The following is a 17,415-nucleotide window of genomic DNA, read 5'->3' as shown; positions in this document are numbered from 1 at the left end:
GTTTCATATCATATTCGAAATAAAAAGAAAAATCAACTAAAAATTCAGAAAACTTTTTATGTGATGTTAGAAAACCTTACATTAAGTATTTTGGAGGGATAAAATCAACGTATGCGATTTGTTCTAATAATTGGTATAATATTCTTACAATTAGAAGTTTGGGGGATGCGTGTGAAAAAAATATGGACTAAGGAACTATTCATTTGTTTTTGTTTAGCTGTTATTTTGTTTGTACCAGTACATACTTTTGCGGAAGAAAAAAGGGAATGGCGAGATGAAGTTATATATTCCGTTATGATTGATCGCTTCAATAACGGGGAACCGAAAAATGACAAACAGTTAGACGTTGGTAATTTAGAAGGCTATCAGGGCGGAGATATACGAGGGATTATAAAAAGATTGGACTACATAAAAGAAATGGGATTTACTACTATTATGCTTTCGCCGCTTTTTGAAAGTGAAAAGTATGATGGATTAGGCGTTCGAAACTTTCAAAAAGTAAATGAACATTTCGGAACAGAAAATGATGTGAAAGAACTTGTAAAAGTGGCTCACCAAAAAGGAATGAAAGTTGTCTTTCAATTTCCGTATGAAGAAAATGAACAACAATTAATAGACTCGATGAAATGGTGGATAAAAGAAGTTGATTTAGACGGAAGTTATGTGATATATAGTGAAAAAAAGCCACGTGCTTTTTGGGATGAAGTGCAAAAGGATTTGCAGAAGGTAAAGAAAGATTTTCACATTATGACAAAGGAAGATAATGAGTACTATAAAAAAATAGTAGATTCATTTTCAAAACCAGATATGTCTGTGAAACCTTTATATGATGTGAGCGGAAAAGAAGAGGAATTCGCTACGTTTTTAGATAATCAAGAAACAAAGCGATTTGCGCGTATTGCAAAAGAAAATATGTATTACCCGCCGTCTCGTTTAAAACTAGCGCTCACTTACTTATATACATCCCCGGGGATACCGAATTTTTATTACGGAACTGAAATTGCATTAGATGGAGGGGATGCTCCAGATAATAGACGATTAATGGATTTCAAATCGGATAAAAAGTTTATGCAGCACATAACGAAGCTAGGTGAACTTAGACAAACGAGACCATCTTTACGACGCGGTACGTTTGAACTTCTATATGATAAAGATGGAATGAGTATATTAAAACGAAAGTATAAAGGTGAAGTAACACTAGTAGCGATTAATAATACGAAAGAAACACAAAAAGTTTCCTTGCCTGTAAGTGCAATTGGTGAAAAACAAGAATTAAGAGGCTTGTTAGAAGACGAAATTATAAGAGAAGAAAACGGGAATTTTTATCTCGTTTTAAAGCGTGAGGAATCGAATGTGTATAAAGTTAGTGAAGAAACAGGTGTGAATTGGTTATTTATCTCCTTAATAGTTGGTGTGAACGTATTATTTATTGCTTTTTTAATTGCGGTTAAAAAGAAACGGAAATGAATAACGCTTCTTTTTGGTAGTCCGTTTACAGTTCAAGATGAGGTGAAATGTTTGAGGAGAAAGAAGTTGTTCGCTTTATGTTTGAGCCTTCTTATCGTATTCGTAAGTCTGTATTTTTGGGACAACGGTGACGATGGGGAATTTGTTCAGTGGGGCGATAGTGTTCATTCTGCCGATACAGCGGTTCTTAAGAGAAATAATATTAAATACAAAATTGAAAATGATAAAGTGTACATTCCAGAAAAATCATTGGATAAAGCAATATTTTGTTGCTCGTAATAAGTATAAAACCTCCTCTGAATAGAGGAGGTTTCTTTCTAGCGGTAGTTAATGAACTGTACGTCGATTGGTAAGTCAACGCTGCGAACGGCTGCGATTACTGCTTGTAAGTCATCACGGCTTTTCGCTGTTACGCGTACTTGGTCATCTTGCACTTGTGTTTTCACTTTTAATTTCATTTCTTTAATGATGTTGTTGATTTTTTTCGCGTTATCTTTATCGATACCTTGTTGCAGAGTTGCACGTTGGCGAACAGTGTTACCAGATGCAGCTTCAACTTTTCCGTAGTCCAAGTTTTTGATTGGAACGTTACGTTTTACAAGTTTAGCAATTAGAACGTCTTTTACTTGGTCTAATTTGAACTCGTCATCAGAAGTTAAAACAAGTACTTCTTTTTCTAATTTAATATCACTTTTACTACCTTTAAAGTCATATCGGTTTTGGATTTCCTTTAATGCGATGTTAATTGCGTTTGTTACTTCAGGTAATTCTACTTTCGAAACGATGTCAAAAGAACTCTCTTTTGCCATAGTTAGCACCTCCAAATAAATTTCTATCTTTTCATGTACCTAAATAGGCTATGTAATATACATATTAAAGTATAGCGGAAAATACATCGATTAGATAGAGTGTTGCAAATTAAGTGTTTTGACGGATCATCCGTAGGGTAATATAGTCCTATAGATAAAGTCTTTATTTAATTATAGTGAATTTTGGGCAGTTGGACAAATAAAGGAAAAATCGTGTTATAATTAACTTTTGTTTGGAATGATAAAAAAGATAACTTTATATATATAGAAGGGAATTAAAAAATATGTATTTGCAATTAGGATCGATTGAACAGGTAACTGTTTTACGCGAAACGGAAATCGGATATATGGTTGGAAACGAAGAGGAAGAAATCTTCCTACATAAAAACGAATTAGCTGGAGAAATAGCAGAAGGCGATACAATTGATGTATTCTTATACCTTGATCACCAAAATCGTATTTCAGCAACAATGAAGGAACCAATTATTACAACACATGATTGGAATTGGGTAAAGGTTGTAGAAGTTATTCCTAGTTTAGGTGTGTTTGTTGATATTGGTGTATCAAAAGATATACTAATTCCACTTGATGAGTTTCCGATTTATATGCCAGTATGGCCTCAAGAAGGCGACGAGTTATATTGTACGTTAAAATTAACGAATCGTGATCGTTTAATTGCTCTTCCGGCAAGAGACAGTGATATGCAAGAAATTATCGTAGATGCAACGCCATCTATGCGTAATAAAAACGTAAATGGACGTGTGTATCGCTCACTTCAAGTTGGTTCATTCATACTAACTGACGAGCATTTCCGTGCTTTCTTACACCATACAGAAAGAAAAGAACAAGTCCGCATCGGTGAGCGTGTAACAGGCCGCATTATTGACGTGAAAGATGACGGTACAATCAACATTTCACTGCTTCCTCGTAAAGAAGAAGGAATGGAAGATGATGCTGCAGTAGTTTATGCATATATGGAAGAACGAGGCGGAGCAATGCCGTTTTGGGATAAGAGCCACCCAGAAGACATTAAAGAACGTTTCAATATGAGTAAGGCTGCATTTAAGCGTGCACTTGGTAAGTTGATGAAAGAAGAGAAGGTTTACCAAGAAGAAGGTTGGACTTACTTTAAGAAATAAAGTGGACTAAAAAGAACTATCTTTTCTCTAAAATTATTAGGGAAGAGATAGTTCTTTTTGCGTTTAGCAAAAATTGAGAGGGGGAGTAAGAGAATCGTTGGAAGAGGAATATTTTAAAGAATATAGAAAGGATAGATAGTTATATCTATATGAAAGAGAATTTGAATTTATTTTTAATGGAAAAGAAAAGAGGTGTGTAAATGAAATATTATAACGCTGGATACCTCATAATTTCCTATGATAGGGAACTTATCTATGAAGATTGTATTATTGAGGGACTATCACAAACGATTTTAACGATATGTAATGGGATTCGGCCTACATTTCCGGATTATTGGTTTTTCCCTTGGTGTAATTCAAATAAAAATGATCCTATTGCTCAGATGATAAATGGAAGGTTGAAGATTAGTAAAGAGGAACGTGAAAGTGGACAATCTTTTTTAGATACACTAATGGAAGAAGAAAAGTTCTTGTGGCCGAATGTTTTTAAAAATTTAGAAGATGCGAGATTCTTTAAGCGAAATTATTTAAAAGGGATAGAAAATTTAGAGATTATTAGTTTGCATCTTTCAGAAGAGTATCGGACGGATTTTTTAATAAATGAGCGAGAAGAAAATGATTTTGAAGTTTCTATATATGATTTTATCGAAAGTGCATTACCTGCTGATGTTGAGAACGATGAAATAGTAGGATTTGATATATGTGGTTTTAGTAACAATAATTTTTATTCTTTTATTCATAACAATTTACAAGAGGATTTTGGTAAGAAATTAAATGAATTATCACTTGTTGATAAGTATGAAGATGCAAAGCAGATTATCCATTTAATTGATGATGGGGAAATTGAGGCAGAAGAGGTATTGTGGTATCCGTGGTTAATTTTGAAATGTTAAAGAAAGAGGTATAAGCATCGAATTAAGGGAGGTATGAAAGTGCAAGATAATGTACTGGAACAATTAATAAAGAGCCTTTCCGTATTATCCCCCGAAAAAGAACGTGAAATAGCGGCAGTTGATTTAAGTGATATATATGAGAGTAGTCAAAGGTTTGAAAAGTTGCTTGAGAGTATGGTGAACTTTCAGCAAAATAAAGATGACTTAATAGATATATTAATTGAAGTAGAGATAGAACTAGATCACATCAATTGGCATTATAAAAGTCTGAAGAAAAAGCTGAAAGTATTAATGAAAGAATAAAAGAAGTAGGCTGCTCAAGCAGCCTACTTCTTTATGTTGTCGATTTTGGTCGGCAAATCGATATATTTTAAACAATGCTTATATAATCTCATTTACCATCATGTATACTGTTTAAAAAGTTTGCACTCTTGTTTTTTAGTTCTCTTTCCCAAAAAGATGAGAAAATGTATCTTTTAAGTCACTGTCGTTTATTTTAATATCCGCCTTTTTTAACTCATCTTGTAATAATTTTTGACCGAAGGAAGGGTCGGCAATACGCTCTTCCTCTAAGTCTTTACGTATAGAGCCTTTCACTTCATCGTAAGGCTCTAAATCTTTTTTATCAGTTAGTTTAATAATGTGATAGCCGTTTGGTGATTTAACGGGATTGCTAATTTGGCCGGGTTTTAACTTATAGGCAGCTTTTTCGAATTCAGGTGTCATTTTTCCTGCTCTGAAGTATCCGAGGTCTCCGCCATTATCTTTTGATAATGAATCTTGAGATTCTTGTTTTGCTAACTCTTCAAATGAAGCGCCGGTATCTAATTTTTTCTTTATTTCTTTTGCTTCGTTTTCGTCACTTACTAAAATGTGACTAGCTTTAATTTCTGGTTTATAGTGGTCTTTTATATCTTTTTCTGTAACGCTTTGTTTAATCGCTTCATTCAATGCGAGTTTGAATCTAATTTGATCTTGGAAATCTTTTTCATCTTTTAAACGATTATTTTCTAGTGCTGCTTTGAATTGGTCTCCATATTGATTTTTTGCTTTTTCTACTTCTTTATCTACCGCATCATCAGATACTTTATATTTTTTAGTGATAACATCTTGTGCTACCATTTCATATAGCATGTCTTTTCCATAGCGATCTTTTAATTGCTTTTCGAAATCGCTCTTCGTAATGGTTGAGTTGGTTGTTGTGGCGATTGTGGCCGAGTCATTTTTTTGTCCGCAAGCAGATAGCATTATTATACTTATTAGTGCAGTGATAATGAATATACTTTTTCCTTTCATGCTAACACCTCATCCGAATATGTTATCGCTATTGTAGAATATAGAAGTGAACATGAAGTGAATTTTTAATGTTTTTTTCCTGTAAAATGTAAAAAAAGTACATCAACATTAATGTTGATGTACGATGTAATCAAAGGTGATCGGTTTTCTTAGAATATGCACGTTTTCCTTGTTGAATATTTTTTTGCTCTTGTTCATTTTTTTGAGTGCGCTTTGCATTATTATCGCGTGCTTTTTTGTCGTTATCGCTCGTATGTGGCATATGTATCAACTCCATTTCTAAACGTTGTACGTTTATCATTTCCTTTTTCGTAAAGACTATGTATAGCGGTGCATTCATGAATAATAAAGGTGGATTAGAAAATGGATTTGAAGCTGAATTATACCGAACTTATTAAGAAGTTAGTCGTTGTAATTGTTGCAGGTTTATTAAATGCGATTGGGATGAATTTATTTTTAACGCCAGCGAAAGTATATGCGAGTGGCTTTGCTGGACTATCTCAATTATTATCACAAATATTAGGTGACTTTTTATCTATTCACATATCTACGGGTGTATTGTTTAGTTTATTTAATATTCCTGTCGTTATTTTAGCGTGGAAAAAGGTTGGGAAGGCTTTTACATTTTTTAGTTTTCTTTGTGTTGTATTTATGACTTTGTTTTTAGAAATTATCCCAGTTAGAGCGGTTTCGAACGATATCATATTGAATGCGATTTTTGGTGGTATTATTTCAGCGATTGGGGTAGGGATTGCTTTAAAGTGGGGTGCTTCTACAGGGGGCCTAGATATTATCGCCATGATTTTATCTAAAATAAAAGATAAGCCTGTCGGTACGTATTTTTTCTTCTTTAATGCACTTATCATTATCGCTGCTGGCTACGTATATGGATGGGAAAAGGCATTATATACTTTAGTCACTTTGTATGTATCAACGAGAATTATTGATGCAATTCATACCCGTCACGTGAAAATTACGGCATTAATTGTTACAAAGAACGGGGGAGATGTGAGAAAAGCGATTCACTCTCGTTTAGTGAGGGGGATTACAACTATACCGGCAACAGGTGCTTATACAAATGAAAATAAAGAAATGTTAATGATTGTTATTACTCGTTACGAGTTGTACGAATTAGAGAGGGTTATTAAACAGGTGGACCCAGGTGCATTTACAAATATACTGCAAACGGTCGGGGTGTTTGGGTTGTTTAGAAAAGATTAAAGAGGACCAAAGCTGGTCCTCTTTTTTAATGCGAATTCGTAATGTTTTGCAATTGCTCCTGCATTTCACGTAGCTGAACTTTTTCAGCGGTTGAAGAGTTTGCATAAGCAGAGTGCAAAGAGTTTTTTGCTCTATAAACGAGTTCCTGTTGTTCAGCGCCACTTGAACAAGAAACGGCACTTGCAACAGCGTCTCTAGCTTGTTGGAATAGTAAGTTCCCCATTTAAACCCCTCCAAATGAAGAGTTACTTCTTGCTTTTTCTGCCTCAGCTAATGTACCTCTGTACGGGAATCTTGCATCATGCTTCATAATAGAATCGGCTCCTTGCTGGATAAAACGTTTTGATTTGTTCTTTTTACCCATTCGAAAAACCCCCCTTATTTAGCTGAAAACAATTGACGCGCTTCTGTGCGTCTAATAATAGTATGAGCGTTTGGCGAGAAACTATAAGCAGGGAATTTTTAGATTACAACCCAAGAACCTCTTCTAAATATAGAGCGATCCCATCTTCTTCATTCGTTAATGTCGTATGATTTGCGAGTGATTTTAATTCAGGAATTGCATTACCCATTGCGATTCCATGACCAGCAAATTCGATCATTTCAAAGTCGTTATCTTCATCACCAAAAGCGATAATTCGCTCTTTAGGAATATTGTAATGGCCTGAAATTTTTTGTAATCCGACAGCTTTATTTAATCCGCTTTTTACAATTTCAATAATGGGCCAAGGGGCACCCCATTTTCTATGGTCGATGACTTCAGCATGCATATCTGTTAAATGCTGACGAATTGCAGCAGAATGCTCGTCATGTGCATCGATTAATAAGCAAGTTGGGTGGTCGTTTAAAATATTTAATAAATCTCCTGTGAAAATCTTTGGAGAACCGAATTCAAAAATATGTTTTTTATCTTCATCAATTTCACGGACATACACATCATCCATGACTTCAGCATAGACATTTTTCACGCCGAAATCAAAGCAAGCTCGGACGATTTCTTGCGCTGTTGAAAGTTCAAGAGGAGAGTGATGTGTTCCCCAACTTGAATCAAGTGGGTGATGCACGTAAGCGCCATTAAAATTTACGATTGGTGTGTTAAGGCTAAGTTCTTTATAATAATCGTAACTAGCGCGGAATGGACGCCCTGTTGAAATAACGACAATATGTCCTTGTTCTTTTGCTTTTGCAATTGTGTTTTTAGTTCTTGGAGAAATTATTTTGTTGTCTGTTAATAATGTTCCGTCTAAGTCTAATGCGATTAAATGTTGTTTGTTCATAATTTCACCTCTTATAATAATTTTTTTGTTTCTATCTGTATTTCCGTTTTTAATATGCAGAAATAAGAGGTTAGACTGGGTGAAACTACTGTAGATGAAAGTTTCACTATATATCCATCTTACGTCGCGAAGCGCTGTGGTGTCTACTATTTCTCGTTGGAAATTAGGAAAAGTCAACATCTTTTTAGAAAGTTCAAACAATGTTTCTTTCATTATGTATAATTTGTGAAAAGGGTTACATTGTTTGAACAATGCGACTTATAATGAACATGTAATCTTCTCGTATATGTTTGACTCTCCTTTGAAACTGGCCTAAAGTAGGTTGGTTTCTTTTTTTTCAACAAATATGCCAATAATTCCTGCTTAAGCTTGTGTAATTATATATATGTGCATGGGTAAACCGTAGTACTTGTTTCCTAAACATGACAGAAAAGCTTTCTTTTAAAATGGATATACTAATGAGGCAAGACGTCATGGAAGGAGAATGGAAATGGGACAAAATCGCAGGTTTCGTTCAGGACAAAAAGCGCCAAATGATGGCATTTACGTAGAAATTGGTGAAACGGGAAGTATGGTGAAAAATCCGCAAATGGTACAATTAACTGCCGGTGAAAAGTTTCCAGATAACACGAATCATAACCGTCAGTGGACATATAAAAGAAAACCGTAACAGAAGCCGCAATCGTTATTGCGGCTTTTTTGATTAGGAAAATGAATGTTACTTTTTGCATTTTCCAATAATAAGTTTGAAATACATAAGCAAAATTATTGTATAAAAAAGTCAGTTGGCGTATAATCAAATCAAAGGTCAAAGAAAGTCAAACATTTGGAGGACGGTAAAGATGGACTTAAATCAAATGACAACGAAAACACAGGAAGCGATTATGAGTGCTCAGTCTTTAGCGGTATCTCATCACCATCAAGAAGTAGATACTGTTCATCTATTGCTGACGTTATTAGAGCAGCAAGACGGATTAGCAGTACGTATTTTTCAAAAAATGAATGTCGATATAGAAGCGTTAAAGCAAGGTGTAGAAAGTTTAATTAAGAAAAAGCCTTCTGTAACTGGAAGCGGGGCAGAGGCGGGAAAATTATATGTAACAGGTGCTTTGCAACAACTGCTTGTAAGAGCAGGGAAAGAAGCAGAGAAATTGCAGGATGACTACATTTCAATCGAACATGTATTGCTTGCTTTTTCTGAAGAAAAAGGCGATATAAATCAATTATTTACGAGATTTCATATTACGAAAGATAACTTATTACAGTCTTTAATGACAGTTCGGGGGAATCAAAGAGTGACTAGTCAAAATCCAGAAGCAACTTATGAAGCGTTAGAAAAATATGGCCGTGATTTAGTGGCTGAAGTGAGAGCAGGGAAAATTGATCCTGTTATTGGCCGAGATAGTGAAATTCGCCGCGTAATCCGCATTCTTTCACGTAAAACGAAAAATAACCCGGTTTTAATCGGAGAACCAGGTGTTGGTAAAACAGCAATCGTTGAAGGATTAGCACAGCGTATTGTGAAAAAAGATGTCCCAGAAGGATTAAAAGATAGAACAATCTTCGCTTTAGATATGAGTGCACTTGTGGCCGGAGCAAAATTCCGCGGTGAGTTTGAAGAGCGTCTGCAAGCTGTATTAAATGAAATTAAAAAGAGTGAAGGGCGTATTTTATTATTCATTGATGAACTTCATACAATCGTCGGCGCTGGTAAAACAGAAGGAGCGATGGATGCAGGGAATATGTTAAAACCGATGCTAGCTCGTGGTGAACTACATTGTATCGGGGCGACAACGTTAGATGAATATCGTAAATATATCGAGAAAGATCCAGCGTTAGAAAGACGTTTCCAACAAGTATTAGCAGAAGAGCCAACTGTTGAAGATACAATTTCAATTTTACGTGGTTTAAAAGAGCGTTTTGAAATTTATCACGGTGTAAATATTCATGACCGTGCAATTGTAGCAGCATCCGTTTTATCAGATCGATATATTTCTGATCGTTTTTTACCAGATAAAGCAATTGACCTTGTCGATGAAGCTTGCGCAACAATTCGAACAGAAATTGATTCCATGCCAACAGAATTAGATGAAGTAACGCGTCGTATTATGCAATTAGAAATTGAAGAAGCTGCTCTTGGGAAAGAAAAGGACTTAGGTAGTCAAGAACGTCTAAAAGTACTGCAACGTGAATTATCAGATTTAAAAGAAGTTGCAAGTGGTATGAGAGCGAAATGGGAGAAAGAAAAAGAAGATATTCACAAAGTTCGTGACTTACGTGAACATTTAGAACGCTTGCGCCGTGAGTTAGAAGAAGCAGAAGGAAATTACGATTTAAATAAAGCAGCTGAGCTTCGTCACGGGAAAATTCCAGCTATCGAAAAAGAGTTAAAAGAAGCGGAAGAAATGGGTGCACATAATAAACAAGAGAATCGATTATTACGTGAGGAAGTAAGTGAAGAAGAAATTGCAGATATTGTTTCACGCTGGACTGGTATTCCTGTCGCAAAACTCGTTGAAGGTGAACGTGAGAAATTATTGCGTCTAGAACAAATTTTATCAGAGCGTGTTATCGGTCAAGAAGAAGCGGTAAGCCTTGTATCAGATGCAGTTCTTCGTGCGCGCGCCGGTATTAAAGATCCGAATCGTCCAATTGGTTCATTTATTTTCTTAGGACCTACAGGTGTTGGTAAAACTGAGCTTGCAAAAACATTAGCACAAACGTTATTTGACAGTGAAGAGCAAATGATTCGTATCGATATGTCTGAGTACATGGAGAAACACGCGGTGTCACGCTTAATTGGTGCGCCTCCTGGATATGTTGGATATGAAGAAGGCGGACAATTAACAGAAGCAGTAAGACGTAAACCATATTCTGTTATTTTGTTAGACGAAATCGAAAAAGCACATCCAGAAGTATTTAACATTTTATTACAAATGTTAGATGACGGACGCATTACAGATTCACAAGGTCGTACAGTAGACTTTAAAAATACGGTTATTATTATGACTTCAAATATTGGATCTGCTCACTTATTAGAAGGGCTAGAAGAAGATGGATCTATTAAAGAAGAGTCAAGAGAATGTGTAATGGGACAATTAAGAGGACATTTCCGACCAGAATTTTTAAATCGTGTCGATGAAATTATTTTATTTAAACCTCTTACAACGAATGAAATTAAAGGTATTGTTGATAAGATTGTGAAAGAACTACAAGGCCGTTTAGCTGACCGTCACATTACAGTAGAATTAACAGATGCAGCGAAAGAATTCGTTGTAGAAGCTGGATTTGATCCAATGTACGGAGCTCGTCCGTTAAAACGATATGTACAGCGTCAAGTTGAGACGAAATTAGCGAGAGAATTAATTGCAGGAACGATTACTGACAATAGTCATGTAGTAGTTGATGTAGAAAATAACGAATTAGTCGTTCATGTGAAATAAAAAAAGAGTTCGGATAAAATCCGGACTCTTTTTTTAGTGTTGTTCTACTGGCTCGTTTGGAATCGCAGCTGAAATCGCTAATACTAAAACCGCAAGAACAACTGAGAAAATAGACGCTTGGTTAAAGTCGTATGTACCGCCAGTCATAGAGCCGATTACGTAGCTCATCATATGTACAAGCGCGAACGACCAAATTAATGCCCAAATGAAACGCATATTTTACACCTCTATTCGTTCAATCTGTCCTTATTGTAACACAATTGAAAAAAGAATATAGAAAAATATTTGTAGATTTTTCAACGCAAATTTGCATTCTGTTCATACATTATAAAAGAGTACTTTTATACGTTTAGAAAATAAGGCGGGGGAAAAATGAGTATTACGGAACGTTTTTTTTACTTAGAAAAAGAACCATGTGTAATTTATTTACCGGAGAAGCCAAATGGATTTTCTGTAATGCTTCTTGGTGATTACAACTACTTTATTGAGAATGGTACAAGTTTATGGACACAGCATGCAGGGAGAGCTTATTTTTTACAGGGTCTTGTTGAAAAAGGCTATACAGTCTTTTCATCTAACTTATACGGAAGACATTGGGGAAACGATCGAGCTGTACGTTTAGCGAAACGTTTGTATGATGTCGTACTAAGAAAAGAGACATTAAATGCGAAAATGCACATTATGGCAGATGGTATGGGAGCGCTTGTAGCACTTGAGATGATGAATAAATACCCTGAATGTATACGTTCTGTCGTTATGTTAAATCCGTGTTTAGATTTACCAGAATATGTGGAGTTTGAGAAAGAGCATAAGTTTTTTTACAAAAGATTAGTGAAAGAATTAAGTTTGGCGTATGATTCCAAAGAAGAAGAATTAGAATCAAAAATAAATAAGAAATCATTTGCGCTTCTTCCGTCGTGTGTACCGGTTAAAATTTTCGTATCAACACAAGAAAAAAGAGGAAGAAAACAATTGTTACGCAAATACGAGAAAATGAGGCAATTCAATCAATGTGATACTTCTGTCTTATTCCATCTCCAAGATGTGAAATATAAAATGGTTAGACAAACGACTGATTTCTTTAAAAAATATGAAGAAGAATTGTGAAGCTCCCATATACATAAATGAGGAGCTATTTGTTTCAAAAGGAAAGGGTTGGTGGTATGAAACGCGTGCTGATTATAGGTGCACTTACGTTTGTAGGTTATCACCTTGTGAATAAAATGATTGCAGAAGAAGTAGAAGTATATGGTCTTGATTTTGATGAATTTGATAGTATGACAAAAATTAATGAAGAGAAATTATTGTTGATTGGGCGAAATGCATTATTTACGTACTATTCTATAAGGGATGAAGACGGATGGCGATCGGTAGAGGAAGAGAGTTTCGATACAGCTTATTTTTGTTTGTATGAGCCAAATCAGCAAAGTGGCTTTCGGAATGAAAGAGTCATATTACAATATTTAAAACGAATCGTAAGAATGTGTGAAAAAAATAAAGTAAAGTTAAATCTAATTTCTTCTATTGAAATAGGAAGCACTGAAGAATCCGAAAACAAACGTCTGTTTTCGAAAGTGGAAGAAGGGTTGAAAAAAGGAGAATTGCAGTATAGTGCATATCGAGTTCCTACATTATATGGGCCATGGCAACCGTCGTTTATGATGTATCATCAGCTCATTTTATCAGAACTTGATGAAAAAGAGTGCCGTTGTATAAGTGGAGAAAAAGGAAGTGATTTACTTTACGTTGAAGATGTATGTGAATACTTATGGGAAAATGGAATGAATGTAAAGCACCTCGGTATATATAATTTACTTAGTGGAAAAGAAGCATTATGGGAAAAAGGTATGAGCCTTTTACATGCAGATGGTAAGGTAAACAAAAAAGATGAGGATATAAGAAATGAAGCGGTAGAGGTTGTTTCTCTTAAAAGAAATACGCCGTTAGAATTTGGTTTAAATAAACAATTGGCACATATGAAAAAGTATAAAGAGTTATACGAAGGGTAGTGTACGTGTTACACTATTGTATGGACTATAAATTGAAAGTTTTATTGGAGAGGAAGAGCATATATGAACGAAAAAAGCATGCAATTTTTACAAATCGCAATGAAGCATTTACCAGAAGCTAAGGCAATTTTAGATGATAATGGAATTGCACTTGATATGGAGAAAGCACAGCCGGTGCTAGAGCTATTGATGAAAGTAATGGGCGAAGCATATGAGCTTGGGAAAGCTGATAAAGAATAAAGAAACCTTCTTTTTTGAGAAGGAGAGAGGCTCGAGCCGTATGTAGAAGCGGTAAGGGCCTTTTTTGTTTCGAGCGAGGTAAGGCCAGAGCGGTGATGAGAAGAAGGTCTTAGTTTTGAAGGGAAGCTGATAAAGAATTAACCCGTCTTTTGAAGGGGAGGGGGCCCAAGCTGTGAGTAGAAGCGGTAAGGGCTTTTTTGTTTTGAGTGAAGTAAGGATATGGTGATGGAATAATTTGTATTTCGAAATAGCAGGGATTTTTCTGTTTCTTTTAATGAAAAATAAAGTTGGTAATACGCTGTCTTTATTTTTTAGCTGAAATATATTCTAGACAAAAGTACATTTATGTTTTAAAATTAGTACCAAGTCATAATAATTGATATAAAACGGAGGGCTGCGATGTGAACGTGGGCATTTTAGGGATCGGAAGATATGTGCCAGAAAAAGTAGTCACAAATCACGATTTAGAGAAAATCGTAGATACATCTGATGAATGGATTCGTACGAGAACGGGAATTGCAGAAAGACGCATTGCCGATGATACAATAGATACTTCATATATGGCGGTAGAGGCTTCTAAAAAAGCACTTGAAGATGCAGGGATTAGCGGAGAGGATATCGATCTTATTTTAGTCGCAACAGTAACGCCGGATCGCGCATTCCCGGCAGTAGCTTGTGTAATCCAAGAAGCAATTGGCGCAAAACATGCAGCTGCAATGGATTTAAGTGCAGCGTGTGCTGGCTTTATGTACGGAATGATTACAGCGCAGCAATTTATTCAAACGGGAACTTATAAAAATGTATTAGTAGTTGGTAGTGACAAACTATCTAAAATTGTAGATTGGAACGACCGAAATACAGCAGTACTATTTGGGGACGGAGCAGGTGCTATCGTAATGGGAGCTGTTTCGGAAGGAAAAGGTGTACTTTCATTCGAATTAGGAGCGGATGGAAGTGGCGGTAAGCATCTTTATCAAGATGAGTATGTTATGATGAATGGCAGAGAAGTCTTTAAATTTGCCGTTCGTCAACTTGGTGATTCTTGCCTTCGTGTGTTAGAAAAAGCAGGACTTACGAAGGAGGATGTGGACTTCTTAGTACCACATCAAGCGAATATTCGTATTATGGAATCTGCAAGAGAGAGATTAAATTTACCGAAAGAAAAAATGAGTATGACAATTGAAAAGTTCGGTAATACATCGGCCTCTTCAATTCCAATTGCGATGGTAGAGGAATTGCAAAATGGACGTATTCAAGACGGTGATTTAATTATACTAGTTGGTTTTGGCGGCGGATTAACATGGGGAGCAGTCGCTCTTCGTTGGGGTAAATAAGGACTGAGAGAAAAAAAGGAGTGTATTTTGTATGGAAAAAAAGAGGGTCGTAATTACAGGATTAGGAGCTGTTACACCGATCGGAACAGATGTTGAAACAGCGTGGGAAAACATTAAAAAGGGCGTATCTGGAATCGGACGACTTACAAGAATTGATCCAGAACTGTTTCCAGCAAAAGTAGCAGCAGAAATTAACGACTTTGAAGTCGAGAAATATATTGATAAAAAAGAAGCGCGCCGTATGGATCGCTTTACACAATATGCAGTAGCAGCAGCGAAAATGGCAGTTGCGGATGCGAAGCTTGAAATTACAGAAGAAAACGGACCTCGAATTGGTGTATGGATTGGTTCTGGTATTGGCGGTATGGAAACATACGAAGAACAATTTAAGATTTTTACCGAAAAAGGTCCGCGCCGCGTGAGTCCATTCTTCGTACCAATGATGATTCCAGATATGGCAGCAGGTCAAGTATCAATCGCTACAGGAGCAAAAGGAATTAACACTTGTTCTGTAACGGCTTGTGCATCTGGTGCAAACTCAATTGGTGATGCATTTAAAGCAATTCAGCGTGGTGATGCTGATGCGATGATAACGGGCGGAGCAGAAGCACCGTTAACAAGTATGGCATTTGCTGGATTTAGTTCAGCGAAAGCATTAACATTTAATGAAGATCCAGCGACGGCTTGCCGTCCGTTCGATAAAAACCGTAGCGGTTTCGTAATGGGTGAAGGATCAGGAATTCTTATTCTTGAAGAATTAGAGCACGCATTAGCACGTGGCGCCCATATTTATGCGGAAATTGCTGGTTATGGTGCAACGGGTGATGCGTTCCATATTACAATGCCTGCTCCTGGCGGTGAAGGCGGAGTGCGTGCAATGCGTCAAGCTTTAGCTGATGCAGGTCTAAAGCCAGAAGATATTGATTACATTAATGCGCATGGTACAAGTACAGATGCGAATGAAAAGTATGAAACGATGGCAATTAAAGAAACTTTCGGCGAGCATGCATATAAAGTAGCGATTAGCTCAACGAAATCAATGACAGGTCACTTATTAGGAGCAGCGGGTGCTGTTGAGGCGATCTTCTCTATTAAAACAATTACAGACGGAGTGATTCCTCCGACAATTAACTATGAAACGCCAGATCCAGATTGTGATTTAGATTACGTACCAAATGAAGCGAGACATCAAGAAGTAAACGCGGTATTGAGTAATTCATTAGGATTCGGTGGTCATAACGCAGTATTAGTATTTAAATCGTATAAATAATAGATGAAATAAGGTGTTTTTTCGTAACTTGTTACGAAAAAACACCTTATTTATTTTTACGCTCTTTCCTTTTTTCGCATATACATAAAAAAAGGAGGGATGAAGATGGGGGTTGTTGATACGGCAAAATGGCTACACCTGTATTATGGACGCCCAGAAAAACTTTGTGAGAAATTTACAAAGTATATACCATTGCCAAAAGAGAGGTTGTATCGATTTTTAATCTCTAGAGGTATGTATCGCCCGGTAATGCGGGGGGAGCAGGAAATTAAAGAATTAGAGAAAAAAGAAATTTGGAAAGAACTTAGCATGGAGTATGAAAAATTAAAAAGTTGGCTAAAAGGTCCGGATGTTCCTATCTTTATTTTATTATCAGATTCATATAATCGAACTGTACAAGAAGAGTATAACGGGAAGGCTGGTTTATCTATGCGTCACGTTATTTTCTTATTCGTATGTGGGCGTAATTCAGTAGAGGAATTAAAAGCTCTATTAACGCATGAATATCACCATATATGTAGATTGCATCAAATTGAGACGAAAGAAACAGAGTATACACTACTTGATACGATGATTATGGAAGGGTTAGCTGAGCAAGCTGTATATGAAAGGTATACAGAAAAAAGATGCGCACCGTGGACTACTTACATTTCAAAAGAAGATGCTATTTATTATTGGAAAAATTCAATACAAAAACGAATAGATGTAAAGAGAGGTACGAGGGAGCACGATGTTGTATTAAATGGACTGCACCCGTATCCGAAAATGCTTGGCTATGCACTTGGATTCCATATTGTAAAAGATTGTGTAGCTTTTGAAGGAGAAGATACACTTTCTTTATTATCTATAGATGCGAAAGAAATATTGAATAAAGCAAATACATTTCATGTTTCATAAAAAAACAGGAGAGCTATCTCTTGTTTTTTTATATTATAGAAGAAAAAATAATAATTAGAATATATTTCCTTAGGTGGAATAAAGTTAAGCAAAAATGAACATAATGATTGATACAAACAG

At 36.0% G+C, this 17,415-nt stretch carries 21 protein-coding genes; 14 read left to right on the top strand and 7 right to left on the bottom strand.

The window, feature by feature from the left end:
• The first annotated feature begins 111 nt into the window (after positions 1–111).
• Complete coding sequence (locus Q3V31_RS05535; RefSeq protein ID WP_329762692.1) at positions 112–1,467, top strand: alpha-amylase family glycosyl hydrolase; 1,356 nt, start codon at positions 112–114, stop codon at positions 1,465–1,467.
• Between the two features lie 51 nt (positions 1,468–1,518).
• The gene (locus Q3V31_RS05530; protein WP_071735091.1) at positions 1,519–1,746 is read left to right on the top strand and encodes a hypothetical protein; all 228 of its coding nucleotides are present in this window, start codon (positions 1,519–1,521) and stop codon (positions 1,744–1,746) included.
• A gap of 38 nt (positions 1,747–1,784) precedes the next feature.
• Here Q3V31_RS05530 and Q3V31_RS05525 read toward each other — a convergent pair whose 3' ends face one another.
• Positions 1,785–2,276 carry a YajQ family cyclic di-GMP-binding protein gene (locus Q3V31_RS05525; protein WP_001051113.1) on the bottom strand — a complete coding sequence of 164 codons (492 nt, stop codon included), beginning with the start codon at positions 2,274–2,276 and terminating at the stop codon, positions 1,785–1,787.
• A 284-nt stretch (positions 2,277–2,560) separates the two neighbouring features.
• On the opposite strand from Q3V31_RS05525, the gene Q3V31_RS05520 reads away from it, so the two are divergent.
• The 3 genes from Q3V31_RS05520 (at position 2,561) to Q3V31_RS05510 (ending at position 4,611) form a co-directional block, all read left to right on the top strand.
• Positions 2,561–3,415, top strand: a complete 855-nt coding sequence (locus Q3V31_RS05520) for a CvfB family protein (RefSeq protein ID WP_000281277.1) — start codon at positions 2,561–2,563, stop codon at positions 3,413–3,415.
• 200 nt (positions 3,416–3,615) lie between these two features.
• Positions 3,616–4,308 (top strand): hypothetical protein, encoded by a 693-nt coding sequence (locus tag Q3V31_RS05515; RefSeq protein ID WP_000878666.1) that lies wholly within the window; start codon positions 3,616–3,618, stop codon positions 4,306–4,308.
• A 39-nt stretch (positions 4,309–4,347) separates the two neighbouring features.
• A complete protein-coding gene (locus Q3V31_RS05510) occupies positions 4,348–4,611 on the top strand; it encodes a hypothetical protein (RefSeq protein ID WP_001153800.1) in 264 nt (87 codons plus the stop codon).
• 135 nt (positions 4,612–4,746) lie between these two features.
• Here the strand turns inward: Q3V31_RS05510 and prsA are convergent, their stop codons facing one another.
• Positions 4,747–5,604 (bottom strand): peptidylprolyl isomerase PrsA, encoded by an 858-nt coding sequence (gene prsA, locus Q3V31_RS05505; RefSeq protein WP_000676945.1) that lies wholly within the window; start codon positions 5,602–5,604, stop codon positions 4,747–4,749.
• A gap of 130 nt (positions 5,605–5,734) precedes the next feature.
• Positions 5,735–5,866, bottom strand: a complete 132-nt coding sequence (locus Q3V31_RS05500; RefSeq protein WP_001120851.1) for a DUF3941 domain-containing protein — start codon at positions 5,864–5,866, stop codon at positions 5,735–5,737.
• Between the two features lie 101 nt (positions 5,867–5,967).
• On the opposite strand from Q3V31_RS05500, the gene Q3V31_RS05495 reads away from it, so the two are divergent.
• Entirely contained in the window at positions 5,968–6,825 is an 858-nt protein-coding gene (locus Q3V31_RS05495) for a YitT family protein (RefSeq protein ID WP_000364458.1), read from the top strand.
• Between the two features lie 25 nt (positions 6,826–6,850).
• On the opposite strand, the gene Q3V31_RS05490 is transcribed toward Q3V31_RS05495, so the two are convergent.
• The 3 genes from Q3V31_RS05490 to Q3V31_RS05480 form a co-directional block, all read right to left on the bottom strand.
• Entirely contained in the window at positions 6,851–7,048 is a 198-nt protein-coding gene (locus Q3V31_RS05490; RefSeq protein WP_000527405.1) for a DUF3813 domain-containing protein, read from the bottom strand.
• Positions 7,049–7,189 carry a hypothetical protein gene (locus Q3V31_RS05485; RefSeq protein ID WP_000516818.1) on the bottom strand — a complete coding sequence of 47 codons (141 nt, stop codon included), beginning with the start codon at positions 7,187–7,189 and terminating at the stop codon, positions 7,049–7,051.
• A gap of 103 nt (positions 7,190–7,292) precedes the next feature.
• Entirely contained in the window at positions 7,293–8,102 is an 810-nt protein-coding gene (locus tag Q3V31_RS05480) for a Cof-type HAD-IIB family hydrolase (protein WP_001041222.1), read from the bottom strand.
• Positions 8,103–8,592: 490 nt separating this feature from the next.
• On the opposite strand from Q3V31_RS05480, the gene Q3V31_RS05475 reads away from it, so the two are divergent.
• Both Q3V31_RS05475 and clpB read left to right on the top strand, forming a co-directional pair.
• The gene (locus Q3V31_RS05475) at positions 8,593–8,772 is read left to right on the top strand and encodes a YjzC family protein (protein WP_000531422.1); all 180 of its coding nucleotides are present in this window, start codon (positions 8,593–8,595) and stop codon (positions 8,770–8,772) included.
• A 172-nt stretch (positions 8,773–8,944) separates the two neighbouring features.
• Positions 8,945–11,545: an ATP-dependent chaperone ClpB gene (gene clpB / locus Q3V31_RS05470; protein ID WP_329762691.1), complete on the top strand. Its 2,601-nt coding sequence runs from the start codon at positions 8,945–8,947 to the stop codon at positions 11,543–11,545.
• Positions 11,546–11,578: 33 nt separating this feature from the next.
• Here clpB and Q3V31_RS05465 read toward each other — a convergent pair whose 3' ends face one another.
• Entirely contained in the window at positions 11,579–11,761 is a 183-nt protein-coding gene (locus Q3V31_RS05465; RefSeq protein ID WP_001211112.1) for a YjzD family protein, read from the bottom strand.
• Between the two features lie 156 nt (positions 11,762–11,917).
• Between Q3V31_RS05465 and Q3V31_RS05460 the strand changes: the two genes are divergently transcribed.
• The 6 genes from Q3V31_RS05460 (at position 11,918) to Q3V31_RS05435 (ending at position 17,295) form a co-directional block, all read left to right on the top strand.
• Positions 11,918–12,652, top strand: coding sequence for a lipase family protein (locus Q3V31_RS05460; protein ID WP_000028695.1), 735 nt, complete (start codon positions 11,918–11,920; stop codon positions 12,650–12,652).
• 29 nt (positions 12,653–12,681) lie between these two features.
• Entirely contained in the window at positions 12,682–13,554 is an 873-nt protein-coding gene (locus Q3V31_RS05455) for an NAD(P)-dependent oxidoreductase (RefSeq protein WP_329762690.1), read from the top strand.
• A 63-nt stretch (positions 13,555–13,617) separates the two neighbouring features.
• The gene (locus tag Q3V31_RS05450; protein WP_001003333.1) at positions 13,618–13,794 is read left to right on the top strand and encodes a ComZ family protein; all 177 of its coding nucleotides are present in this window, start codon (positions 13,618–13,620) and stop codon (positions 13,792–13,794) included.
• A 401-nt stretch (positions 13,795–14,195) separates the two neighbouring features.
• Positions 14,196–15,128, top strand: a complete 933-nt coding sequence (gene fabH, locus Q3V31_RS05445; protein WP_001100550.1) for a beta-ketoacyl-ACP synthase III — start codon at positions 14,196–14,198, stop codon at positions 15,126–15,128.
• 31 nt (positions 15,129–15,159) lie between these two features.
• Positions 15,160–16,398: a beta-ketoacyl-ACP synthase II gene (fabF, locus tag Q3V31_RS05440; protein ID WP_000412642.1), complete on the top strand. Its 1,239-nt coding sequence runs from the start codon at positions 15,160–15,162 to the stop codon at positions 16,396–16,398.
• 105 nt (positions 16,399–16,503) lie between these two features.
• Complete coding sequence (locus Q3V31_RS05435) at positions 16,504–17,295, top strand: DUF2268 domain-containing putative Zn-dependent protease (RefSeq protein ID WP_000539312.1); 792 nt, start codon at positions 16,504–16,506, stop codon at positions 17,293–17,295.
• The last annotated feature ends 120 nt before the right edge of the window (positions 17,296–17,415 follow it).

Source organism: Bacillus nitratireducens, assembly GCF_036320425.1.
Taxonomy (GTDB): domain Bacteria; phylum Bacillota; class Bacilli; order Bacillales; family Bacillaceae_G; genus Bacillus_A; species Bacillus_A nitratireducens.
This window is presented reverse-complemented; position numbering and strand designations above follow the sequence as displayed.